The sequence below is a fragment of the Pseudomonas medicaginis genome (assembly GCF_965119365.1).
Lineage (GTDB): Bacteria > Pseudomonadota > Gammaproteobacteria > Pseudomonadales > Pseudomonadaceae > Aquipseudomonas.
On the sequence record NZ_OZ221631.1, the window covers coordinates 3397685 to 3422630 of the forward strand.

The following is a 24946-nucleotide window of genomic DNA, read 5'->3' on the forward strand; positions in this document are numbered from 1 at the left end:
CACTCCCCGCGCAAAGCCACGGTCGGCGTGCGATTGGCCGTGGCAGGCGCGGTTTGTGGTCTATAGTTTTCAGCAGGCCCGGAGTCTTCCAGTGTCGGCGATCTGCGACTGCGGAGGACTCGATCCGTGGCGGCGTCGGACACCCGCAGGCGTCAGCCGTGAACAATGCAGGGAGCACACCATGGCGATCCAACGGGCGAGTGCAATGACGTCGGCCCCGGGTATCGTCCATCGTGAAGACACCCTGGCCGGTGCGACGAACACGCTGTTTCGGCGCGGCCTCGACCAGGTCAGGGAAGCCTATATCCTGTTCCCGCTGTTGGCCGCTCTGTTGTTGCTGGTCATCTGGGCAGGGACCTTGTACCTGATCAAGGTCGAACAAGCCCGCGCGCAGCGGGGGATCGCCGAAGCGAGCCTGGAAATCGGCGCCACCTACGAAGCGCAGATCCTGCGGGCCGTGCGTGAAATCGACCAAACCCTCAAGCTGGTCAAATACACCTACGAGTCGGAGCGGGAGCCAAACCCGCTGCCCAAGCTCAAGGCGCGTGGCCTGCTGCCTTCTCCCTACTTGTTTGACGTCAGTGTGGTCGACGCCAGCGGCCGGGTCGTCGCCAGCACCCAGTCGAGCGAGGCTGGAAGTCGAATGGCCAAGGATGAGCTGCAAACGCTGGGGCCGGACACGGCGCTGTCGATCAGCCCCCCGTGGAAAAGCCCGGTGACGGGGGAATGGAGATTGCGTTTCAGCCGACGGCTCGACGCGGTGGATGGCGCGTTCGCCGGGATCGCCATGGTCGAGGTCGATGCGGCCTATTTCGTCAGCAGCTATGACCCCTCGAAGCTCGGTAATCACGGCTTGCTCGGCCTGCTGGGCATCGACGGTATCTTCCGGGCACGGCGCAGCGGGGAAGTCGTCTCGGCCGGTGACTCGATCGATTACGCAACCGTAGTGTCGGACACGGAAAACACCGAAGCCGTACGCGCGATCAGCCCATGGGACGGTGTGCGGCGCTATACCAGCGCCCGCCAGCTCTACGATTTCCCGCTGGCGGTGATCGTCGGCTTGTCCGAGCAAGAACAACTCGCCGCGGTGACCCGGCAAGCGCACCGCTATCTCTGGCGCACGGCGGGCGGCAGCCTGGCCCTGGTGCTGCTCGCGGGATTGCTCGCGCGGATGAGCTGGCAGTTGGCGCAAAGCCGCTTGCGCGCCGGCGAAGCGAAAATTGCCTACGCGGAAAGTGTCGAGTACCTGGCCTATCACGACGGCTTGACGACGTTGCCCAATCGCAGCCTGTTCAGCAAGCTGTTGAGCCAGAGCATCAGCGAGGCCAGTCGCTATGATCGGCAACTGGCGGTGCTGTTCCTTGACCTCGACCGTTTCAAGCAAGTCAACGATATGCTGGGGCACGATGCCGGCGATCAACTGCTCAAGGAAGTGGCGCAGCGCCTGGAGGCATGCCTGCGCAGCAGTGATACGGTGGCCCGATTGGGCGGTGACGAATTCGTGATCCTGCTGCCGGAGCTGTCGCAGGACAACGACGTGGCAACCGCCGCCCAGAAAATCCTGACCGCTATTGCCCGGCCCTTCAACCTCCAGGGCCAGGAGTTCCGTGTGACCGCCAGCGTCGGGATCAGTGTGTTTCCACACGATGGCCTGGACGAGCAGACACTGACGAAAAACGCCGACAGCGCGATGTACCAGGCCAAGCAACGGGGCAAGAACAACTTCCAGTTCTACTCCGCGAAACTGAACGCGGACTCACTGGAACGCCTGACGCTGGAGCTGAGCCTGCGTCACGCGCTGGAGCGCCAGGAGTTCCAGCTGCATTACCAGGCCAAGCGGGATATTCGCAGTGGCCAGATCACCGGCATGGAAGCGCTGCTGCGCTGGCAGCATCCCGACCTGGGGATCGTGGCGCCCATGCAATTCATCCCGGTGGCGGAAGAAACCGGTTTGATCGTGCCGATCGGCAAATGGGTGCTCAAGACCGCCTGCCAGCAAAACGTCGCCTGGCAACAACAAGGGCTGCCGCACCTGGGAGTCGCCGTGAACCTCACGGCACGGCAGTTTGCCGATGAGAACCTGCTGACGGACTTGGCCGAGGTTTTGGCCGAAACCGGCATGGACGCGCGTCTGCTGGAACTGGAGATCGCCGAGCGCCTGCTCATGCAGGACGTCAAAAGGGCGTTGAGTGTGCTGACCGGGCTCAAGCGCCTGCAGGTCCGCATCGCCATCGATGATTTTGGTATGGGTTATTCGTCGCTCTCTGCGCTCGAACAGTTTCCATTGGATGTCATCAAAATCGATCGCTCATGCATCTGCGATACCAGCAGTGTGTCGGAAGACAAGGCCTTGACCGAGGCCATTATCGCAATGGGCAGGACCCTCAGCCTCACCGTGGTGGCCCAAGGCGTGGAAACCAAGGCGCAGGCCGATTTCCTGCGGGACAATGCCTGCGATGAATTCCAAGGGTTCTACTTCAACAAACCGATTCCCGCCGATCAGTTCAAGGTGTTGCTGCAAGCCGAGGCGGCTGCCCCGAGCCTCGGTGCGTAAGGGCTCATTGCGGCTCGAGTGGCAGGGCCCTGACGCTGTCATCCAGTTCCCGTGTGTCGATATAGCCAATGGCGTCGGGGTTCTCTGCGATACGTTTCTTGACTTCCGTGCCGCTTGAAACCGCCTGTGGCGGCTGGCCCCGGCCGGTAAAGATGATTTTCGACCAGTGCGCCTTGAGCTGGGATGCGGACTTGCCGGTGAACGTTGTGTAGAACTCATCGCGGGCTGGCGAATCTTCTGTCTGGTCAATGGGAATGGCCTGTCCTCCGCCGGGAAAACGACTGGCCTTGCCCAGGAAAATATCCGCCACCTGATTGCGCGCGAGCATCGTCACCGGGCTGGACGTGGCGACGATCACCACCACGTCGGCCTTGACGGCAACGCTGGCGGCGCACAGGGCGAGCCCCGCCATGGCGAATCCGATAAGCCTCACAACCCGCATGGCCTGCTCCATCAGAAGACAAAATCAACAGCTAGGCTGATGACGTTGAGCGAGCCCCCCGACGTGAAGTCCGGTTGGGGATTGATCAACGGACCGACCGAGTTGCCCTTCAAACGTGTGTGATCGAACTGCACCTTGGCGTCCATGTTCTTGGTGAAATCCCAGCGCACGCCAAGGGAAAGGGTCTGCTGGCCTTCGTTCGAACCCAGGATGCTGTTGAGCGCACCGTTGAGTTCGGCGGCCGTGCCCGTCAGGGCCGGCGGCAAGGTCGATAGCGTCAGGCCCGGGCTGGCGATGTCTGTTTCGGTCTTGGAGCGCGCGTAGGTGATGTAGGGCGTGAGCGCTTCGATGCGGTACCCGCCGCTGATGTACCAGGCGCTGGTCCTGCCCAGGCCGGAGCGGCTGTCGAGACGTCCCCATTCACTCATGACGAACCAGTCCCCCGGGTCATAGCTGGCGCCTACGCCGAAAAAATCGACCGGCGTGTCATCGGAGTCGTAGCGATCGGCGATGGCGATGCCTTGCGGACCAAACGCCCTGAACGCATCGAAGAGTGAGTTGAACTGTTCCAGGGTCAGGTCGGCTTTCATGTAGGTGATGCGCAGGGTGAGGGCGTCGAACTCGGTGGTATCGGTGATCCCCCAGAAATCTCTTGTCATCGCCTTGCCGGCCCCGGCGGGCTGACGGCTGTCGGTCTGGCCATAATGGGCCTGAACGGTGTTGGTGATTTCATCGACACGAAACCGGTAGCTGCCATCGATGCCGTCGCTGCTGGAGATCGGCATCAGGCTGTAGACCTCCATGGGCGCCCGCACCCAGGGCAGGGTGTAGCCCACTTTGCGGGTGTCGGACACCAGGAATGTCGGCAACACGGTACGGCCGATGCGGGCGTTGAAATCCGGCGTGAACTGGTACTTGACGTTGGCCCATTCGACGAAGGGCCGGTAGCTGTTGTCGTAGCGCTGCTCGGAAATGACCTGCACCACGGCCGACAGCTGTGGGGTGAAGGTGGCGGTCAATTGGGCGCCTATCAGGCTGTCGACGTCGGCGCTCCAGTTCCGCGAATGGCCTGCGCCGTTGGGCTTGAAGATACTGGACGTGAAGTCGGCTTTTTTCTCGCTGGAGTGGACGATTCCCACCGTGCCGAAACTGCTCAGCGAGAACATGTCGCCCGCGTTGGCACTGGCGCCGCAGGCATATAGGGTCACGGCTACCAGGGCCCATCCATTGGACTTTTTCACCATGGGTTCAAGGTAACCTCGTTGTGTGGATCGCCATTCGTCTGCTCCTTGTAACGGTGGCTGAAACTGCGCGCTACCACGCAGCCAAGGGTAGTCTAGATCGCCAATTTGAGCGTAAAGGTCGCCCCTGTGCCCGGACCATCGCTATGGGCTTCCAACGAACCGCCCATCTCCATGGCCGCCAGGACGCAGCTATGCAGGCCAAAGCCGTGGCCGTCCTTGCGTGTGGTAAAGCCGTGGGCAAAGATCCGTGTCAGGTTCTCGGGCGCGATGCCTTCGCCGTTGTCGATGACCTTGATGACCAAGGTATCTGCTTGGGGGATCTCACTCTGAAGGATGATTTGAGGGGTAAGCCCCGGTCGGTCATCCATCGCCCTGCTGGCGTTTTTTATCAGGTTGATCAGGATCAGCAGCACCCGGTGCTTATCCAGTTGCAGCAAGGGTGTTTCGGCGAGGTGTCGCACCACGGTAATCCGATGCGCCGCGATGTTACTGGCGTTCATGCGCAGGGCATCCTCGATCAGTTCCCTGACCTGCACCGTTTCGGCAAGGCTGGATGTGCCCGCATAGGATTGCTGGGCGGCGACGATTTCCTTGATGTGATCGACACTTTTGCTCAGTTGGCCGAGTTCTTCGGTCATGCTCTGTTGCTCGACGGCCAATGCGTCCACCAGTTGGTTCAGGTAGCCGGGCAGCAACTTGCCTTTCTCGTCGTGGGAAATGAAGTCGCCGAGGTCATCGGCGTGCTCGTTCATCATGCGCACCGCCTTGCCGAGCCCCAAGGCCTTGCTGGTACGCAGTTTGCGGGTGATCAGGTCGGCGGAAATATTCACACTGTTAAGCACGTTGCCCACGTTGTGCAGGACGTTGGTGGCGATTTCGGCCATGCCGGCCTGGCGAGCGGCGGCAGCCAGTTGGGCCTGGGCTTCGGCGGCGCGCAAGCGGCTCTGCGCCAGTTGCCAGCTCATCCGGGCGAGCAGGCCCACCAGCAGCACCAGTACCAGGCTGCCGCCCGCCGCGCGCCAGAGGTAGGTACGTGCTTGCTGGTTCACCACCGCCAGTTGTTCTTCCTCGGACAAACCGACGATCACTGCCAGTGGAAAGTCGTAGAGCTGGCGGGCACTGGTGTAGCGCCGCACCCCGTCCCAGCCATTGACCGAGAGCACCGCCGCGGTGTTTTCCGCGTCCGGCACCACTGCCGTGTAATCCACCGTATCGCCGGCCAGTACCGTTTCCCCGGTGCGCCGTACGCGGAAGATGCCGTCAGTGCCCAGCAGTCCGAGCGCGCCGTGTTCGCCGAGTTTCGAGGCATCGTAGCTGCTGACGAAATAGGCGGCATCGACCTCGACCCGGGCGATCCCGGAAAGCGTGCCATCCGCGGCATCGAGTCGCCGGCTGAAGCGCAAGCGCCATTCCCCGGTGACCGGGCTCCTCCAAGGGCGGCTGATGGACAGTGAATCGCCGTGCCGCAGCGTTTGTTGCTCATTCGGGTCAGCGATATTGTCCCGGTCATTGACCCGCGTGCTCGCCACGAGCCTGCCGTCGGGATTGACCACACTGACGTCAAACACCAACGGCGGCGGCAACAAGGCCCGCTCCTGGAGCCGGCGCAGGGGATCTGGCTCGTCTTCGGTCTCGCAGGTGTATTTGACCAGCTTGAGGGTCTGATCGATTTCATGGATGGCGCGTAGCATTTGCGCTTCGTAGGTGGCGCCCATTTCCAGGCTGGCCGTCGCGGCGCTCTGTTGTGCGCGAAGATGTTCAACCTTGATCAGGTAGAGGGTGGCGCTCCAGATGACCAGCAACAGCAGGACGGCCAGCAGCGGGAACAGGATGTAGGCTTCCTTGGCCTGGTCGAAGAACCGCCGAAGCCCGCCGGCCTCGGTACCGCGATCGGCCTCTGCACAATGGGCAGCGCCAGGGGCCAACGTCTGTGTCTCAGGCCGCTGGATCGGCATAGTGTGCTCCCTGCATTATTCAACCGACGGTTGATGGCATCCGACACGGTTACGGCTCGAGGGGATGTTGCTCCTGATGGCCCGAGCGAAAGATCCTGAATCTGTGAGAACTATAGACCACAAACTCTGCATGCCAATGGGTGAACAGGGGGGTTATGTCGCACGGGGCGTTTACGCTTTTTCAGGGGCCTGAACACGAAGGACGGGGGAACATATGGAACCCTGTGGTGAGGGAGTAAGCGCCCTCGTCACAGGGTTACTTTTACAGGCTCTGGTGCGTAGACACAGGATCGGCTCACACCGCTTGCTTGACCTTGCGATGCACCCACCGCGCCTCGTCCTGCAGTTCCAGGACGTGCCAATGGAAGTGCTCCAGGGAGGCGCTGTGGCCGACGCTGATCAGGATCGTGTCCGGCAACGTCTGCTTGAGCAGTTGATAGCAACGCGCTTCGTTTGCCGCATCCAGCGCCGAGCTGCTTTCGTCGAGGAACAGCACCGTGGGCCGGGCCAGCAGGGCCCTGACGAACGCACAGCGTTGTTGTTCGCCGACGCTGAGGGTCTGTGCCCAGTCCCGCTCCTGGTCCAACTGACCGGCCAGGTGGGACAGGCCCACTTGCGCCATGACTTGGCGCAGCGTGGCATCCTCTTCGCGACGGGGTGGGCTGGGGTACCAGAGCGCTTCGCGCAAGCTGCCCAGCGGCAGGTAGGGTTTTTGCGACAGGGTCAGGGCGCGCTCACGGTCATAGCCGCTTGAGCCGCGCGCATGGGGCCAAAGCCCGGTAATCGTGCGGATCAGCGTCGATTTTCCGTAGCCGGATGGCGCGTTGATCATCAGGCTGTCACCGGGCTTGAGGGACAGGTTGAAGCCTTTGAACAATGGCCGGCCATTTGGCAGCCAGATGTCCAGGTCCTTGATATCAAGGCCGCTGGTCTGCTGTTGGTGTCGGACCTGGGACTTGACCTCGACGTTATCCAGGCGATCCTGGAAGCCGACCAGGCGGTCGATCACCGATTTCCATTCCGACAGTTCCGGGAACACGCTCACCAGGTAGGCGATGGCCGCGTGCACTTCGCCGAAGGCCGCGCTTATCTGTGTCAGGCGGCCGAGGGGAAAGGCGCCGGCAAAGAACTGTGGTGCCATGATGAACATCGGGATGACCGTCGCGCTGCGCAAGTAGAAGGTCGAGTAGCCCATGATCAACTTCTGTTTTTTCACCAGCGCCCAGAAGTTTTCCAGCGCCGCCTCCAGACGGTGGTTGAAGCGTTCGTTCTCCACGACTTCGCCGCGGTATTGCGCCACCGAGTCAGCGTTCTCCCGCAGGCGGATGAGCGAGAAACGAAAATCCGCTTCACGCCGCTGTTGCATGAAATTGAGGCTGGGCAGCGCGCGTCCCAGCCAGAAGGCCAGGCCGGTGCCCAGGAGCGCATACACCAGGGCGACCCACACCAGCAGCCCCGGAATCACGATCGACTGATCGTTGAACGGCACGCTGACGAGGCTGGAGGCTTGCCAGAGGATATGCAGGAAGGAAAACAGCGACACCACCGACGTCAGCAGGCCCAGGCTCAACTTGAGCGACTTGACGATAAACAGGTCGATATCCTCGGCGATCCGCTGATCGGGGTTGTCGACGTCGGTCTCGGTCAACTTCAGCTTCTGGTAGCGTTGGCTGTCCAGCCACTGATCGAGCATGTTGCGGGTCGCCCAGCCCCGCCAACGGATGGTGAGCTTTTGCTGGAAGTGAAACGCGCCCACGGTGAAGGCCGCCGTGCCGATCTGCAACAGGATGAACTGCAGGCTGCCGATCAGGAAACCGTGGTAGTCCAGGGCCTGCAAGGCGTTATAGAAATGCAGGTTCCAGAAATTGGTGAGGATGTTGACACCGACCAGGCACAGGGTCATCAGCACAGTGGCCAACAGCAGCAACAGGGCCGGGTACTTTTCCTCGGAGGCCCAGAAAGGCCGCGCGAGACGCCAGAAATTGCGGAGTGTGTGCATGGGGTCTTGATGAGCCTGGTCGTTAACGACGTTGAGTTTGCAGGGGCGGGAGGATAGGATCAGCCAATGCTAATCGTTTGCATTAATTAGGGAAAGCCACGGGAGCCCCGTTATCGAATTTCCAGAATGGCTTAACCAGGCCTGGCCGCCGATACAGCGGGTCATCCGGCAGGCACCTGGGGGCCAGCCTTCCATCGCGTTGAGCCAGCTTGCCGACCCGGCCGTGCTGCAACCCTTGCTGACCCGGTTCGCCCTGCGTTACCCGGGGGTGAACCGCGCCGCCGTGGTTTCGCAGTGGTCGATGAACTACATGAGCATTGTCCTGCCGGCCACCCTGGCCTGTGTACTGACGCGTCACTGCGCGATCGAGTTCTGGGGCGAGGATGCGCTGCTGTTGCACGACGACGGCCAACCGGTGGCCTTGGGCCTGGCCGCCGGGCTGTCGTCCTTGGGCGCGCAGGACCGGGCGGTTTATTGGTCGCGGTTGGTCCACGAGCACCTGGCGCCGCTGTTCGGCACGTTGGCCGTCGCCGGTGGCCTGGCGCCGAAAATACTGTGGGGCAACTTTGTCGCCATCTGGGACGGCGCCTTCGCCAGGATGGACCCGGACCTGTCCAGGGAGGGCTTCGCCGAGGCTCACCAGTGGCTGGAGCAGGTCACGGTGAACAACGGCCGCTTGAAGCTGCGAGGCCTGCAACGCATGGTCGAATCACCGGCGCCGCAGATTTGCCCGTGCTTGCCCCTGCGACGGCATTGCTGCCTGCATTACCAGTTGCATGAGCCGGTCGAAGGCCAACCCCCCGTGCTCTGCGAATCCTGCCCCAAGCTGCACCGCCTGCCGGTGGCAGAGCAGGTGAGCTATCTGCGTTACATCTATGAGGAAGGTTGAGTGCAGGTTTGAACAGCCTCGGCCAGAAGCTCTCACATTGTTGTGGCATGCATAAACCCTTGTGGCGAGGGAGCAAGCTCCTTAGCCACAGGGTTTAGGGTTTTTCAAGACATCATTTGCGCCACGAGCATCGCATCAGCCTGCGGGGCGACTTCGCTGAGCTTGCCGTGTTCGATGCGGATCAGTCGGTCGGCCAGGCCGAAGTAGGCGTCGTCATGGGAGATGACGATCAGCAATTTGCCCCGCTCGCGCAGGTCCGGCAGGATCCGGGTGTAGAAAAAGTGCTTGAATACCGGGTCCTGGTCGGCGGCCCATTCGTCGAACAGGTAGCAGGGACGATCATCCAGATAGGCACTGAGCAGTGCCAGGCGCTTGCGTTGCCCGGTGGACAACGCCAGCGTGGTCAGCTTGCCTTCCTCGATTTGCACCTTATGGTCCAGTTGCAGGTGGACGAGGTAGTCCTGCGCCTGTTTCACCAGGCGCGGATCCTCCCCATCGAACAGATTCTCGAACAGGCAGAAGTCGGTGAAGATCGCCGAGAAGTGCTGCCGGTAATGGTGGTTGTCATTGCTCGAGGACACTTGTTCGTCGAGCATGATCTCGCCGCTTTCCGGACGGTACAGCCCGGTCAGCAACAAGGCCAGGGTGGTCTTGCCGCTGCCGTTGCCGCCGGTGATGAACACCACTTCGCCGGCATTGAGGGTGAGGTCGATAGGGCCCAAGGTGAAATGGCCGTCCTCGCGCTCGCGGTAGTAGGTGTGGGTGACCTGGCGGCACACCAGGCTGCGCACCTGGGTCGGCGAGATGGTGTCGAGGGCCTCGTCGGCGGTTTGCATCTCGCCTTCCAGGGCACGGATCTTGTTCAGGGCCACGCTGGCCCGGCCGAGGGTCGGCAAGGCATGCATCAGTTCCGACAGCGGCGTGATCATATAGAGGATCGCCAGGATATAGCCGGTGACCAGGCTCGCGCTCAGGTCAATGAAATGCGGCGCGGCGAACAGCACCACGCCGATCAGCATGTAGAACACCGCATTGCCCCAGTTCAGGACCAGGGCGTAGATGCTCATGCCCCGTACAAAATCGCGGCGGTATTGCTGGCTCACCGGTATCAGCAGCCGGGTGAAGAAGTGCTGCCGGCGCGGATGGTTGAGTTGCAGTTCCTTGCTGCCATCGGTGAGCAGGCGGTACTGATTGAACAACTGGTCCTTGAGCTCGCGAGCGCGGGAGATCGAGGTCAGCGCCCGGCGTTGCGGCCAGTGAAAGCTCAGGCTGCCCAGGACGATCAGCAGCAGCGTCAGGCCGAGCAATGGCATGCTGAGCCAACCCAGGTAGCCGAGGCACGCGGCGATGATCCCGACGTTGACCAGCAGGATCGGCACCAACTCCACTGCCTGGCTGATGGTCTGCGTATCGTCGGTGAGCATCGCCAGCAGGCGATGCTTGCCTAGGCGCTGCAATTGCGCGTAGGGCGTGTCGATCAGCTTGGCGCTCAGGTGCAGGCGCATGTCGTTGACCGCGGCCTGGCCCAGGCGCAGCAGGCTGATGTCGGAGATGATCCGCGACACCGCGACCAACACCACCAGGCCGGCGAAGAGCAGGCCATCCACCGGGCGCAGCTTATCGAACACCTCCAGGCTGTGGTTGATATTGGCGATCAGGCCGGCCGCCGCGAGGCCGCAGGTCAGACCCGTGAGGGTCGCCACCAGCAGTGCGCGCCAGGAGCGTTTAGCCATGAGTAACAACAGATCCATTTCAAACCGCTCCGTGTGTAGCAATGGCCGTGAGGCGCGCCGCCAATTGTTCATGCAAGGCGCGTTGCTCAAGGATGGTCAAGTGTTGTGCCGCGATGACCTCGCGGGTCAACGGCCCACTGCTCAGGTCTTCCCAATGCGGGTCGGCGAACTCAGCCTGGGCCAAGGTATCGCTGGCCCACCAGACATGCACCGGGCAGCTCAACCGTACGGGGTTGAACGTGGCCAGCAGATGCTGCGTATGCTGCTGGTAGTTTAGCCGCGTCTGCAGGTGCTCCCAACTGTCGCCATCAAGTTGCAGGCCTTGTTGTCGTGCCCACCGGACCAGTTCCGCCAGGCGTGCCGCCGGGGGCAGGGCGCCCAGTTGCGCGAGCAACGCGGTGATGATCGGCGGCGACAAGCGGCGCAACACGGCCTGGCTGTCCGGCGTCAGTGCCTGGGAAGCCGATTCCAGCAACGCCTCGACGCTGTCTTCTGGGGCCTGATGCTGGTATTGCGAGTCGATGATACCGAGAAACGCCACTTCTTCACCCTGGCTTTCCAGGCGCGCGGCCGCGGCAATCGCGAGTAGACCGCCGAGAGAGAAGCCCAGCAGGTGATAAGGCCCGTGCGCTTGTTGCTGACGCAGATGCTCGACGTAGAGCGCCGCCAGGCTCTCGATGTCACCGCCCAGCGTCGTGCTGTCGTCGGTCAGGTAGGCCGCCTGGAGTCCCCACAGCTGCCAGGCCGGTAGCGATGCCAGCAGAGGACGGTAGTCCTGCACATGACCCGTGGAGGGGTGGAAGCAGAACAGGTGGCAGGCCTCGACGGGTGTCGAGTTTGGCGCCGACAGCCTGACCAGGGCCGAGAGCTTGAGTTCGGCCTGCACCAGTGCCGCAAACGCCGAGACGCTCGGGGCGTTGAACACCGCATTGACCGTCACCGGTGCCGACAGTGCGGTCTGCAAGCGACTGGCAAGGGTCACCGCCGCCAGGGAGTGGCCGCCCAGCGCGAAGAAGTCGTCGTCGATGCCCACCCGTTCCAGGCCCAGCACCTGCGCCCATACCTCGGCGAGCAGGGCTTCCAGCGGTGTGCGCGGCAAGGCACTGCCGACCGTGTCGAGGACTTTGTCGGCCCATTGCTGCAAGGTCTTGCGGTCGAGTTTGCCGTTGCCCATCAGCGGCAGTGCCTCGACGATCCGCAAGGTGGGCAGCATGTAGTCCGGCAAGCAATCCTGGGCCTGGCCATGCAACCTGGCGACCGTGGTCGAATGCCCGGGCGCCAGGGTCATGAAGGCGAACAGCTGCTGGCCGAGCTCGCCCCGGGAGATGCATTCCACCGCGGCCTGGGCCACGCCAGGAAGGCCGGTCAACTGTGCCTGGATCTCATCGAGTTCTACGCGGAAACCTCGGATCTTCACCTGGTGGTCCGCACGCCCGGTGATCTCCAGGCTGCCGTCATGGCGATAGCGGGCCATGTCGCCGGTGCGATAGAGACGCTCGCCCGGCAGGTGTGCCAACTCGATAAAACGCCCGGCATTTTGTTGGACGTCCAAGTAACCGCGAGCCAGTTGCGGGCCGGCGATATATAGCTCGGCGCTCTGCCCGGGAGCGGCCAGCGCTTGCTGCTCGTCGAGCAGGTACAGGCGCATGCCATCGAGGCGATCGCTTAGGGGCAGGCGGCGATAATCCACGGCCGGTTCGGCTTTGTGCATCACCACGCCCACCGTGGTTTCGGTCGGACCGTAATGGTTGAAGACCGTCAGCGCCGGCGCGAGGCCGCGAATGCGTTGCAGCAGGCGCCGCGAGCAGCTTTCGCCGCCGAGGATCAGTTGCTTACGCGGCAACACGGCAGCGCTTTGGGCGTGAATCAACCAGGCGTCGAGCAACGACGGCACGACCTTCAGGTGGTCGACCGGGTACTGCGCCTGCCAGGCTGCCCAGGCTTGGGCGTCCATGGCCGTTTCCTTGTCCAGCAGGTGCAATTCGCCGCCGCAAAGCAGCGTTGGGAACAGCAACGTGTAGCCCAGGTCGGCCGCCAGGGAAGTGACCACCGCGCTGCGTTCGCCGGGCGCCAGCGCCAGCCGCCGGGACACGCTGGCGACATAACTGGCGAGCTGCCGATGTTCGACGATGACACCTTTGGGCGTCCCGGTGCTGCCGGAGGTGAACAGCACGTAAGCCGCGTCCTGGGCTTGGATCTCGACGTCGACGGGCGTGGCGGATGCTCGCTGCCAGGTCGCTTCATCCCGCAGGTCGAGGCTGCCGATGCCGGGCAACGCGGGCGCGCTGCCGGCCGAGCCGCTCAGGACGAAGACCGGCTGGGCCTGTTGCAGGATGGCCAGGGAACGTTGCGTCGGCTGATGCACGTCCAAGGGGACAAACGCCGCGCCGCTCTTGAGCACGGCGAGCATCGCCAGGACCATCTGCGCCGAGCGATCGAGATACAAGGCCACGCGATCTTCGGGGCCCACGCCCTGGCCGCGCAGGTAATGCGCCAGTTGGTTGCTGCGAGCCTGCAACTGGGCATAGCTCAGGTGCCCGTGGTGGTCGCGCAGGGCCAAGTGCTCGGGGAACTGCGCGGCACAGGTATCGAAACCCGCCGGCACGCTGGCGAACGGCGGCGCGGGGGCATCATCCTGCAGGGCGGCCAGGGTCGTGGCGAAGCTCGGCGCTTGCAAGGACAGCTCGGCCAAGGGCTTGCCGGGATGGACGAGGGCGTCGAGCAGCAGCGATTGGAACTGCTCCAGCAAGGTCAGCGCGGCTTGTTCGCTGTAGCGGCCTGGCAGGTGGCAGAGGTTCAGGCGATAGCCGCCAGCGTTGGTTTCAGCCACCAGCAACAGTTCCATGCCGGCGGGGATGGCCTGGGCGTCCAGCACCGTGAGTGTCGATCCCAGGCTGCCCAAAGTGGCGAGCCGATCGGGCAACTGCCCGCCCCACTGGAAACCGTATTGCAAAGCCTCGGCCGACAGTGCGGTGCTGACACCGCAGTATTCCTGCCATTGCGTGGCGTCTTCGCAGAGCGTCTGCAGGTTCGCCAGGGCCTGGGCAAAATGGCTGTCCGCTGCCGGTTGCCAGCGCAAGGGCAGGGGCTTGGCGAACAATCCCCAGCAGTCGGCGAGTTCTTCATAGTCGTCGCGGCAATCGTGTACCCAGTTCAAGGTCAGTGTCGGGCTGTCGCCGGTACTCAGACGCTGCAACAGCACCCCCCAGGCCGTCATCAGGACCTGCTCGGGCGAGGCATCGTGACGCTGGCAAAAACCGTCCAGGGCCATGCCCAACTGTGGATTGGCGCTCAAGAGAGTGGTCACCGGGGCATCGGGGCGGTCGCTGCGTACCTGGCGGTAGAGCAACTCGCTGGCGGCCGGCTCGTCGAGGGCCTGACTGGCCCAGAAGCGCCGGCCAGGCTCGGCGTCTTCATCAGCCTGCAATTCGTAGAGCCAGGCGCTGTACTGGGTATAGGTCATGGCCTCGTCATCCACCGTCGGCGCATCCGTCGAGGCCAATGCCTGCGCCAGGCGCAGCAGGGTCCCGCGATCCGCGCTCAGCCCCGGCAGATGCAGCGTCACCCGGTGCCGATCGTCACCGACCGCTTGCACCTCGACGTTGATGGCGTCCGCAGCCATGGCCGTGGACTCCACCACCTGCAACGGCACAAGCAAGCCCGGCTCAGGCCGCACCCGCAGACGCAGGGCTTCGTGGCACGCGCTCAGGGCGACGAGTCGCTGGTGCAGGCGCTCCAGGGCCAACGGGCCTTTTACCTCCAGTACCAGGCGCACCGCGGGCAACCCCGCCAACCACTGGCTGCGTTGTTGGGGCGAGAGGGCGAAGGCTTCTTCACGTTTCTCGAAGGCGCTCATGCCTGTACCTCCGCTACCGGTACCGACGGTGTTTCGGGCAGGCTCCCGGTCAGTTGTTCGCGGCGCATCATCTGGCCCATGGCGACACAGATCTTGCGCTCGCCCTCGAAGGGATCCCGAGCGTGGGCCACCAACATGTTGTCCAGCATCACCATGTCACCCTTTTGCCAACTGAAACGTACCGCGCAGTCTTCATAGGCTTCGCCGATCACTTGCATCACCGCGTCTTCGATCACGCTGCCGTCGCCGTAGTACACGTTGCGGGGCAGGTGCCCGGGGCCGAACAGGCTGATCAGGTTGCTGCGCACTTCCGGCTCCAGGCAGGCGGTGTGGTGCAGTTGCACCTGGTTGAAGAACGACAGTTCGCCGGTCTCGGGATGCGCGACGATGGCCGGACAGTGCTGGGCGATCCGCAGGTTATCGGTCCCCAGCCATTCCCAGCGCATGCCCGATGCCAGGCATTGGCGCTCGACCTCCTCGCGCTGTTCGGTCTTGAAGAAGTCCTGCCAGCGCACATCCAGCTTGTCGGTGAAGTGCCGCACGTAAAGCAGCCCCAGGGCCTTGAAGCGAGCGACGATGTCCTCGGGCAAGCGCGCCAACACCTGCCGGCAATCGACAATGGGCGTGCAGCCGCCGCGTGGTGCCGGCGTTTCGCAATAGAACCACTGCTTGCGTGGCCACTGCGGCAGATGGGAGCTCTCGTTGTGGAAGAGAATCATGTGCTGTTCCGGGTACGGCGTGGAGTGGTAGATATTCTTGCCGGAGGTGTTTTTCGGCAGGTCGCCGTAAGTCCCGTAGAGGTCGGGCTCGATGGCCTGGGCGAACTGCTCGAAGGCCGCGGCATCCGGCAGGTTGAATCCCCTGAACAGCAGGCCGCCGTGGCTTAGCAACTGTGCATTGATCCATTCCCGGGCTTGCAGTGCCCAGTGCACCGGATCCAGGTCGCCGAGCACCGGTTCGATCACCAACGGCAAGGCTTGCCCGGCGTCGAGGGTACGGGTACGGACCTGCTCGTGGGCCACCTGGCTCACGGCGGTTGCGCGGGTCTGCTTGAGCTTGCTCAGTTTCGACTGCTTGCGTGCGTTGCGTGCGGTGGCCTCGTCGAGCGACGCATCAGGCTGGGACGCGGCGCCAGCGTTGGGGCCTTCAAGGCGCCACGACCACTGGTCCAGCGCCTGTGCGGGGGCCGAGACGAGCCGCTCCAGCAGGTGTTCGAAACCTTGTTCGAGGCGCTGGATGGTCTGTTCCTGCAACACGCTGGTGCGATATACCCAGCGCACATTCAGGCCCTGGTCTTCGTCCTCTTCGACAAATACGGCGAGGTCGAACTTGCTGCTCTCCTGGGGCGACACCAGGTCCTGCACTTCAAGGTCCGGCAGGCTGGCATTGCCGCTGGGCGTGTTCTGCATGACGAACAGCACCTGGACCAGTGGATTGACCCCTGGCGTACGCGGCGGCTGCAGTTCCTCGACCAGCTTGTCGAACGGCACTTGCTGGTGCTGGAACGCCGACAGACAATCCTCGCGCAGGCGTTGCAGGCGGGCGTCAAAGGTTTCGCCCTCGTTCAGGCGGGCACGGATCGGCAGCACGTTGACGAAGAACCCGATGAGATGTTCCAGGGCCGGATGTTCGCGGTTGGCCAGGTCGGTGCCGACGATAAAGTCGTTGGCACCGGTGGCCCGCTGCAACAGGCTGTTGAAGGCATTGAGCAAGACCATGAACAGCGTGGCCCGTTGCGCTTGTGCATAGGTCTTGAGCACCTGCGTCTGGGCCGCGCTGAAGCGTTGCTCAAGGGCCGCGCCCCGGTAATCAGGCCGCGCCGGGCGTGGTTGGTCAAGGGGCAACGGGATCAACGTTGGCGCGCCGTCAAGCTGGCGACGCCAGTAATCGATAGCCCGTGCCAGCAGACGCTGTTGCGCTTCGCTGCGTTGCCAGTAGGCATAGTCGGCGAACTGGATCGGCAACACCGGCAGTACCGGTGTCGAACCGCTGGTGCGGGCCTGGTAACCGACGATCAGCTCCTGCATCAGGATGCCCATGGACCAGGCGTCGGTGGCGATGTGATGCAGCACCAGTTGCAGCACATGATCGTCGCTTCCCAGGCGCAGCAGGTTGGCGCGCAGCATCGGCGCCTGTTGCAAGTCGAATGGGCGCGCGGCCTGTTCATCGAGCAGGCGTTGCAGGCTTTGCGCCTGTTCTTCGCGGTCGAGGTGACTCAGTTCGGTTGGCGTCAAGTCGACCACCGGCGCCGGACTGATGACCTGGCACGGCTGGTCGCCGCGCAGGTGGAACGCGGTGCGCAAGGACTCATGGCGTTCGAACACCGCCTGCAAGGCCCCTTGCAGCGCCGCGATGTCCAGCGCGCCACGCAGCCTGACAGTGCTGGTCATGTTGTAGGCGGCGCTGGGGCCTTCGAAGCGATCCAGGAACCACAACCGTTGCTGGCTGTAGGACAGCGGCAACGGCTGGTTGCGCGGCGCCAGGGTCATCTCGGTGTCGCCATCGACTTCGGTCTGGGCGTTGCGCTGCTGATCGACCGCTTCGGCCAATTGTTCGAGGGTGCCACGCTCGAACAGCGTGCGCAGTGGCAGGTTCACGTTCAACCGTCGACGAATCCGCGACAACACCTGGGTGGCCAACAGCGAGTGACCACCGATGGCAAAGAAGTCGTCGTGCACACCGACATTGTCCAGGCCGAGAATGTCTTGCCAGAGTTCGGCCAGGACGTGTTCGGTCGGTGTACGCGGTGCCATGGATTGCGCCTGCGCGGCCTCGTCCTGGGGCACGTCCAGGGCGGCGAGGGCGCGACGGTCGACCTTGCCATTGGCGTTCAGCGGCAATTGTTCAAGGGCCAGCCAACGGGCTGGGACCATGTAGCTTGCCAGTTGCTGGCCCAGGTACGCGCTCAAGACCTGTTGCGCGGACTCGCCGCCCAGGTTGGCTGCTTCGTCGAGCACATACCAGGTCACCAGTTGCAACGCACCGCGGGCGTCGGGCAGTGCCAGCACCGCCGCGCTGTCTACCGCCGGGTGTTGCATCAGACGGTTTTCGATCTCGCCCAGCTCGATACGATGGCCACGGATCTTCACTTGCTGGTCGCGACGGCCGAGGTACTCGATCACGCCATCGGCGCGCATCCGGCCGATATCACCGCTGCGATACAGGCGCGCGTCGGCCTGGAACGGGTGGGGGACAAAGGCTTCTCGGGTGCGTTGCGGGTCGCGCAGGTAGCCGCGACCCACGCCGACACCGCCGATGCACAGCTCGCCGGGTACGCCGATGGGGACCATACGCAGCGCCGAGTCGAGGACGAACACCTGGTTGTTGGCGGTCGGCTTGCCGATGGGCATGTGCAAGCAGTCGTCGGCCGGCGCTTCGGTGATGGGGTAGAAGGCGACGTCGTCCGAGCATTCGGCGGGTCCGTAGGCGTTCATCAGCGGGATGGCTGGGAAGCGGGCGAACCAGTCCCGCGCCAGGGCCGGCGGCAATGCCTCGCCGGTGGGCAGGAGCCAGCGCAGGCTCGCCAGGCTGTGGTGTGCCTGGCTTTCCTGGAGCATGCCGCGAATCAGCGCCGGCACGGTTTCCAGCAGTGTCAGCTGCTGCTCTTGAACGGCGTCGAGCAAGGCCACGGGGTCGTGGGCCTGGGCATCGGGAAGAATGTGCACGGTGGCGCCGAACAGTGGCGCGGCGAGGAACTGCCACACGCTGATATCGAACGCCGCCGAAGCGGTCTGGGCAATACGGTCGTGCTCACCCAGGCCCAGGCTCGGGACCTTGCCGAACATGTTGTTGAGCATGCCGCGCTGTTCGACCATCACACCTTTGGGCGTGCCGGTGGAACCGGAGGTGAAGATCACGTAGGCCAGTTGATCCGGCTTGTGTGCATAGCTGACCGGCGGTTGTTCGCGGCCTTGCCAGAGTGCTTGGGCGATCAGGCAGGTGGGTTGCGCGTGCATCTGCGGCAGGACGTTGTCCAGGGTCGAGGTCGCGTGCTCGCACACCAGCAACAGAGGCGCTTCACCGAGGTCCAGCAGTTCCGCCAGGCGTGCGTGGGGCTGTTGAATGTCAAGAGACTGGAAGGCGGCGCCGACCTTGAGCGTGGCGATCATCATCGTCAGCAAGGTCAGGCCACGCTCGGCGAACAGCGCCACCAGGGTTTCCGGGCCGGCACCGGCGGCTTGCAGCGCATGGGCGATGGCATTGGCGCGGCGATCCAGTTCGGCGTAGGTCAGCGATTGTCCCTGGCATACGGCGGCCAGGTGGTGCGGGCGGCTGCGCACTTGTTCGGCGAACAGCGCCGCATAGCCGCGTTCCAGCGGGAAGTCGATGTCGCTGCGGTTGGAGTCGATCAGCAGGTGCCGGCGTTCGGCCTCGGACAGCATGTGCAAGCTGCCCAGGGGCGCCTGCGGTGTCTCCAGCATGCCCGAAAGCAGCTGCACCAGATGCCCGAGCATGCGCTGCACGGTGTCAGTGCTGAAACGCATGCTGTCGTAGGACAGGCGAATGCCCAGGCGGTCGCCGGGGTACAGCACCACCGTCATCGGGAAGTTGGTGTGCACCCGGTCTTCGTAGATGTCGATGCTGAAAGCGTCCAGTTGCACGCTGCTGATGTCCAGCGGGGCATTTTCGAACACCACCAGGCTGTCGAACAACTGCTGGCCGCGCGGCACTTGGCTGCAACGCTGAATGTCCACCAGCGAGGCGCTTTCGTGTTCGCGCAATTGCGCGTTGTGGGACAGCAGCGCCTGCAACCAGTCGGCCACGGGGGCGTCTGGGTCGACATCGATGCGCAGTGGCAGGCTATTGATGAACAGCCCGACCATTTCCTCTACACCGGCGAGGTCTGTCGGGCGGCCGGCGACGGTCACGCCGAACAGCACGTCGCGGTTGCCGCTGTAGCGCGACAGCAACAGCGCCCAGGCGCCCTGGATCCAGGTGTTGGGGGTCAGTTGGTATTGCTGGCAGAGCTGCTGCAACCGTTGGGTCTGAGCGATGCTCAGGGTCTGGTCGAAGTCGCCGACCTGTTCCGGCGCCTGCTCCGGGCGGGCCACGGGGCCGTCCACATGCAGTGGCGTCGGCTCGCTGAAACCGGCCATTTCGGCCTGCCAGAACGCGTGTGCGGCGGCCATGTCATGGCGTTCCAGCCAGCTCATGTAGCCGCGGAACGAGCGCAAGCGCGGACGGGCCACCGGCTCCTGGCGCACGATGGCCTGGTAGATCGCCAGCAGGTCTTCCATCAGCAGGCCGAAGCACCAGGCGTCCGTCAGGATGTGGTGGAAGCTGCGCACCACGGCGAAGCGCCGCTCATCGAGTTGGAACACCCGCAGGTGGGTCAGCGGCGCACAAGCCATGTCGAAACCTTGCAGGCGCTGTGCTTCGAGGGCCTGGTCCATCGCTTCGCGCTGCTGCTCTTCGTCGAGATGGCGCAGGTCCTGCCAGTCGAACGCCCGATGGGTCTGGCGGTACACGCATTGCAGCGGCTCATGGTCGTCCTGCCACCAGAAGGCGGTCCGCATCATTGGATGGCGCTCGAGGAACAGTTGCCACGCCGCTTCCATCGCCGGGCGTTGCAATACCCCGTCCCAGCTGTAGCGTTGTTGCATCAGGTAGATGCCGCTGTGGGGCTGCAACAGGGTGTGCAGGAGCATGCCCTGTTGCATCGACGACAGCGGGTAGACGTCTTCGATGTTCAGCCAGTCCAGCGGTTCGTCCGCCAAGGTTGCCGCTTGCTTGTGGCACAGCGCGAATGCCTGGCTGGCAGGACGCAGGTCAGGTGCGGTGACCAGCCCGGCGAGTTCGCTCAAGCGTTGAGCAAGGCGCGGTGCCCATTCGGCGGCGAGGGTACCCTGGCTGCGCAGGTGCAGGCAGTCATCCTGCCACCAGGCGTCCAGGGTCAGTGGGCAAGGCAAAGCTGCCGTCGGGCTTGCGGCTTCGACCTGGGCCAGGATGCCGCGCTCTTCGCGATGGCTGTCGAGGTTGCCGAGCCAGCGAATGGCGATCGGGGCCGTTGGCAGGTCGCGCAGCGGTTCTTGCAGGTAGGTGTTGTCCGACAGGTAGCGCAGGGCGCCATAGTCGACGCCGTGTTGCGGGTAGGCGCGCATCTGCGCGGCCAGTGCCTGCAAGCGTTGCAGCAGGCTGTCGCCTTCGGGCTGGAGGAAGTACGGCACGGCCAGGGTCAATGGGCCCATGATGCGTGCCGGGTCGAGGTCGGCCACGGCAATCGGCGCATCCACCGGCAAGCGTTCGGCGCTCGGACGGGCAGCATGCACGCTCAGCGCAACCAGGCCACTGCCGCACAGTTCACGGCACTGTTCGGCCACGGCAGCGGCCAACAGGCTATTCCAGTCCAGTTGCAGCACCTCGCCCAAGCGCTTGAGTTCGCCTGAGGTGGTGGCTGGCAAGGTTTGCTCGGTCACGCTGGTCGGCTGCTGGCTGCCAGGCAATTGCAGTGGCTCCACGCCTGCGTATTGCAGCCAATGTTCCCAGGCGTCATCCAGGGCATCACCCTGGGCATGGGCCTGCTGGTGCCGTGTCCACTGGGTGAAGTCGCCACCGGCGTAGGACAGGCGCACCGGTCGTTGATAGCGCAGTTGCGCCAGGGCCAGGTTGAGGTCAGTCAGCAGCAGCGACCAGGAGGCTTCGTCCAGGCACAGCGGATGAGCGGCCAGCAGCAGGGATTGCTTGCCGCCCACTTCCAGCAAGGTGGCGTGCAAGGTTTGGCCGGCTTCCAAGTCCAGCGCGTCGACACCAGCCTGGGCCAGGGCTTGCAGTTGCGTCGGGGCGCAGGCTTCCAGTGTCTCGGTGGTGATGACCGGGGTTTTGGCCGCGACCAGTACCCGTTGCTGCCACTCGCCTTCCGGCAGGACCTTGAGCGCCAGGCGCAAGGCCTGGTGGTGTTGCTGCAGGGCGGCGATGGCTTGGCTCAGCAGTTCGCTATCGATGGCCTGGGTCAGCGCCACGCAACGCCAGGTGGCGTGCAATGGCCCTTGTTGCAGGCGCGCCCGTTGCCCGGCGGCGAGCGGCAGGTCATGGCCATCGGCAATTTCGTGCGCCACGCCATGACTGGCATCGGCGCCCAGCACTCGGGCGATGTCGGCGATGGTGCGGTTTTCGAAGAGCTGGCGGGGCGTGAGTTTCAGCCCTTGCTGGTTGGCGCGAGCGATGATTTGCAAGTTGATGATCGAGTCGCCGCCCAAGGCGAAGAAGTTGTCATGCACGCCGACACGCTCAAGCTTCAACACTTCCTGCCAGATGGCGGCCAGCTGCCCTTCGACTTCATTGCGCGGGGCAACGTGGGTGGCGCTGTCGTCCGTGGGCTTTTGCGGGAGTGGCAAGCGCTGGACATCGACCTTGCCGTTACGGGTGAGGGGCAGTTCGTCGAGGGTGATGAAGTGCGCCGGCACCATGTAGTCCGGCACTCTCGCCGCAAGATCGTTACGCAGTTTCGTGGCGGACAATGACTGGCTGGCAACCAGGTAGGCCACCAGGCGCAGACTGCCGTCCAGTTCCACGGCGCGGACCAGTGCCTGTTCGATCAGCGGTGACAGGCGCTTGAGCTGCGCTTCGACTTCGCCCAGTTCCAGGCGGTTGCCACGGATCTTGACCTGGCTGTCGACCCGGCCGAGGAATGCCAATTGGCCGTCCACTTGCCAGCGCACGCGGTCGCCGGTGCGGTACCAGCGCTGTTGATCCGCGTCGAGGTGGAAACGCTTGGCGGTCAGGTCCGGGCGGTGCAGGTAACCCCGGGCCAGGGCGCCGTTGATCAACAGCTCACCCGACACCCCGGTGGGCACCTGGCGACCGTTGGCATCCACCACTTGCAGGCGGCGGTTCGGCAGCGGCCTGCCGAGGGCAATGCTGCGCAGGCCCGCCGGCAACTCGGTGGCAATCGCCCCGACCGTCGCTTCGCTCGGCCCGTAGTGGTTGAACACCCTGAGTCCGGGGGCCAGGCGATTGACCTGATCCAGCAGCGCCGGACTGAGGGCGTCGCCGCCGAAGACCAGCAGCGCGCGAGGCAACAGGCGTGCATCGGGCAGCGCCTGCAACAGGCCGGCCAGATGGCTTGGGGTGATCTTCAGCACATCCACCGGATGTTGGTCGAAGAGTTCGGCCAGTGCCAGGGGGCTGAAACCGCTGTCTTCATCCACCAACAACAGGCTGGCGCCACTGCACAGGGCGCCGAACAACTGCGTGTGGCCCAGGTCGGCGGCGATGCTGGACAGCAAGCCGTAGCGGGCTGCTGGTGGCGGGTTGAGTACCGCGTGCACCGCCGTCAGGTAATCGACGATGGACTGGTGCTCGACCACCACACCCTTGGGGGTGCCGGTGGAGCCTGAGGTGTAGATCACGTAGGCGGCATCAGTCGGGCTGTGGGCCACGGCCGGTGGGGTGTCGGGCTGGGAGGCGATGGCGTCGGCCTGTTCCGCCAGCCACAGCGTCGGCGTGTGCTCGGCCAGACCGTTGAGCAGGGGCGAGGCGGCGGTGCCGATCAGCAGTGCGGCGCGGCTGTCCACCAACACGTCGGCCAGGCGCCCGGCGGGCTGCTTGAGGTCCAGTGGCAGATAGGCGGCGCCGGCCTTGAGGGTGGCCAGCAGGGCAATCACGAACTCGGCGCTGCGCTCCAGGGCCAGGGCCACGACGCTGTCGTGGCCGATGCCTTGGGCGCGCAAATACTGGCTGAGGCGGTTGGCCTGCTGGTCCAGTTCACGGTAGGTCAGGGCGACCTGACGGTCGCGGACCGCCAGGTGTTCCGGGTGAGCGGCCACCTGTTGTTCGAAGCGCTGGTGCAGGCACGCCTGCGGCACCGGCAGTTGCACGCCGCACCCCTGCATGAGCAGTTGCTGGCGTTCTTCAGGGCTCAGCCATTCAAGCTCGCTGACCCGGCATTGCGCTTGCGCCGTCATCGCCAACAGGATGGCGCGCAATTGTGCCGACAACACCGCGACCTCGGCATCGCTGAAGCGAGCGCGGTCGTAGCTGATCAGGTAGTGCAGCTGTTTGTCCGGCATCACGATCAGTGACAGCGGGAAATGGTTGCGGCCTTGGGTGAGGGTGATGCCGTCGGCCTGCTGGTCGTTGCTCGGGGCACTGAAGCTCAAGCCGCCGGTGTCCTGGTTGAGCGCGTCGGTGACCGGGAAGTTCTCGAACACCAGGATCGAGTCGAACAGCGCCTGTTCGGCGGCGATACGCGTCATCGACTTGAGCTTGCCCAGCGGCAGGTAGGCGTGGTGACGCAGATCGCTGTTGGCTTGCTGCAAGTGCTGCAGCCAGGTCACCAGCGTCGGCTCGTCAGCCCATTGCACGCGCAACGGCAATGTATTGATGAACAGCCCGACGGTGCTGTCCACCGCCGCCAGGTTCTCCGGACGACCGGCGACGGTGACGCCATAGACCACGTCGTCACGCCCGGCGTGCTGGCCCAGCAGCAGTGCCCAGGCGCCCTGGATCAGCGTGTTGATGGTCAGGTCGTTCTGGCGGGCGAAGTGGGCCAGTTGCTCGGTTTCGCTGACCGCCAGCAGGCTTTCCCGTTCGGCGAACGGCGCTCCTGCCGGTGCTGCCTGGCGTACGTCAAAGGTGGGCAGCGGGGTCGGCTCGCTGACGTCCTGCAACTGCTCGCGCCAGAACCCTTCGGTGGCGGCCATGTCCTGTTCCGCCAGCCAGGCGATGTAGTCCCGATAAGGGCGGGTGGGCGCCAGGTCGGCGGGGCGGCCGTGGGCTTGTTCGTAGTACAGCGCCAGCCACTCCTGGACGGCGATGCCGACGCTCCAGCCGTCCATGAGGATGTGATGGAAGGTCCAGATCAGGTGCCAGCGCTCGGGGGCCAGGCGCACCAGGCACAGGCGCATCAGGGGCGCGTCGTTCAGCTCCAGGGGTTGTGCCCGCTGCTCCAGTGCCAACTGTCCGAGCGCGGCCAAGGGCTCGGCGCGGTCTTGCCAGTCCAGTTCCGTCAGGGGCAATGGCAGGTCCTGTTGCACCACCTGATAGGCATCGTCCAGTTCTTCCCAGAGAAACGCACTGCGCAGCACCGCGTGGCGCTGCATCAGCGCCTGCCAGGCGCCGCGAAATGCGTTTAGTTGCAGCGGGCCGTTCATGTCCAGGCTCAATTGCTGGTAATACACCCGCGAATCCGGTTCATAGACGCTGTGGAACAACAGACCGTGTTGGGTCGGCGAAAGGGAGTAGATGTCTTCGATGTTGTTCATGCTTGCTTGGTCCATTTCAAAGTCTTGAAAACTCAAGTGAGTCGATCAAGGCGCCGCACAGGTCTCGTACCT

9 protein-coding genes are annotated in these 24946 nt (G+C 64.0%); 2 read left to right on the forward strand and 7 right to left on the reverse strand.

From position 1 onward, the window contains the following. Positions 1-181: 181 nt before the first annotated feature. Positions 182-2554, forward strand: coding sequence for a bifunctional diguanylate cyclase/phosphodiesterase (locus ACMTA2_RS15120; RefSeq protein ID WP_413795482.1), 2373 nt, complete (start codon positions 182-184; stop codon positions 2552-2554). Positions 2555-2558: 4 nt separating this feature from the next. Here ACMTA2_RS15120 and ACMTA2_RS15125 read toward each other — a convergent pair whose 3' ends face one another. The 4 genes from ACMTA2_RS15125 to ACMTA2_RS15140 all read right to left on the reverse strand — a co-directional run bounded on the left by ACMTA2_RS15125 (position 2559) and on the right by ACMTA2_RS15140 (position 8194). Further along, positions 2559-2996 carry a type 2 periplasmic-binding domain-containing protein gene (locus tag ACMTA2_RS15125; RefSeq protein WP_413795483.1) on the reverse strand — a complete coding sequence of 146 codons (438 nt, stop codon included), beginning with the start codon at positions 2994-2996 and terminating at the stop codon, positions 2559-2561. A gap of 11 nt (positions 2997-3007) precedes the next feature. Next, positions 3008-4240 (reverse strand): porin, encoded by a 1233-nt coding sequence (locus ACMTA2_RS15130; protein WP_413795484.1) that lies wholly within the window; start codon positions 4238-4240, stop codon positions 3008-3010. A gap of 92 nt (positions 4241-4332) precedes the next feature. Next, positions 4333-6195 carry an ATP-binding protein gene (locus tag ACMTA2_RS15135; protein WP_413795485.1) on the reverse strand — a complete coding sequence of 621 codons (1863 nt, stop codon included), beginning with the start codon at positions 6193-6195 and terminating at the stop codon, positions 4333-4335. A gap of 295 nt (positions 6196-6490) precedes the next feature. After that, on the reverse strand, positions 6491-8194 hold the full coding sequence (locus ACMTA2_RS15140) for an ABC transporter ATP-binding protein/permease (RefSeq protein WP_413795486.1): 1704 nt from the start codon (positions 8192-8194) through the stop codon (positions 6491-6493). 199 nt (positions 8195-8393) lie between these two features. On the opposite strand from ACMTA2_RS15140, the gene fhuF reads away from it, so the two are divergent. Further along, the gene (fhuF, locus tag ACMTA2_RS15145; RefSeq protein WP_413795487.1) at positions 8394-9083 is read left to right on the forward strand and encodes a siderophore-iron reductase FhuF; all 690 of its coding nucleotides are present in this window, start codon (positions 8394-8396) and stop codon (positions 9081-9083) included. 104 nt (positions 9084-9187) lie between these two features. Here the strand turns inward: fhuF and ACMTA2_RS15150 are convergent, their stop codons facing one another. From ACMTA2_RS15150 to ACMTA2_RS15160, 3 genes are read right to left on the reverse strand one after another with little or no spacing between them, the layout of a single operon-like run. Continuing rightward, positions 9188-10834, reverse strand: a complete 1647-nt coding sequence (locus ACMTA2_RS15150) for a cyclic peptide export ABC transporter (RefSeq protein WP_413795488.1) — start codon at positions 10832-10834, stop codon at positions 9188-9190. Between the two features lies 1 nt (position 10835). Further along, positions 10836-14672 carry a non-ribosomal peptide synthetase gene (locus ACMTA2_RS15155; protein ID WP_413795489.1) on the reverse strand — a complete coding sequence of 1279 codons (3837 nt, stop codon included), beginning with the start codon at positions 14670-14672 and terminating at the stop codon, positions 10836-10838. Beyond that, positions 14669-24874: a non-ribosomal peptide synthetase gene (locus ACMTA2_RS15160; RefSeq protein ID WP_413795490.1), complete on the reverse strand. Its 10206-nt coding sequence runs from the start codon at positions 24872-24874 to the stop codon at positions 14669-14671. Before ACMTA2_RS15160 ends, ACMTA2_RS15155 begins: the two co-directional genes overlap by 4 nt. Positions 24875-24946: the final 72 nt, after the last annotated feature.

What these genes read in the sequence shown, in the direction of transcription:
- ACMTA2_RS15155 (WP_413795489.1), bottom strand. Translation starts at nt 14,672, where the DNA reads ATGAGCGCCTTCGAGAAACGTGAAGAAGCCTTCGCCCTCTCGCCCCAA.
- ACMTA2_RS15150 (WP_413795488.1), bottom strand. Translation starts at nt 10,834, where the DNA reads ATGGATCTGTTGTTACTCATGGCTAAACGCTCCTGGCGCGCACTGCTG.
- ACMTA2_RS15135 (WP_413795485.1), bottom strand. Translation starts at nt 6,195, where the DNA reads ATGCCGATCCAGCGGCCTGAGACACAGACGTTGGCCCCTGGCGCTGCC.
- ACMTA2_RS15160 (WP_413795490.1), bottom strand. Translation starts at nt 24,874, where the DNA reads ATGAACAACATCGAAGACATCTACTCCCTTTCGCCGACCCAACACGGT.
- ACMTA2_RS15120 (WP_413795482.1), top strand. Translation starts at nt 182, where the DNA reads ATGGCGATCCAACGGGCGAGTGCAATGACGTCGGCCCCGGGTATCGTC.
- ACMTA2_RS15140 (WP_413795486.1), bottom strand. Translation starts at nt 8,194, where the DNA reads ATGCACACACTCCGCAATTTCTGGCGTCTCGCGCGGCCTTTCTGGGCC.
- ACMTA2_RS15130 (WP_413795484.1), bottom strand. Translation starts at nt 4,240, where the DNA reads ATGGTGAAAAAGTCCAATGGATGGGCCCTGGTAGCCGTGACCCTATAT.
- ACMTA2_RS15125 (WP_413795483.1), bottom strand. Translation starts at nt 2,996, where the DNA reads ATGCGGGTTGTGAGGCTTATCGGATTCGCCATGGCGGGGCTCGCCCTG.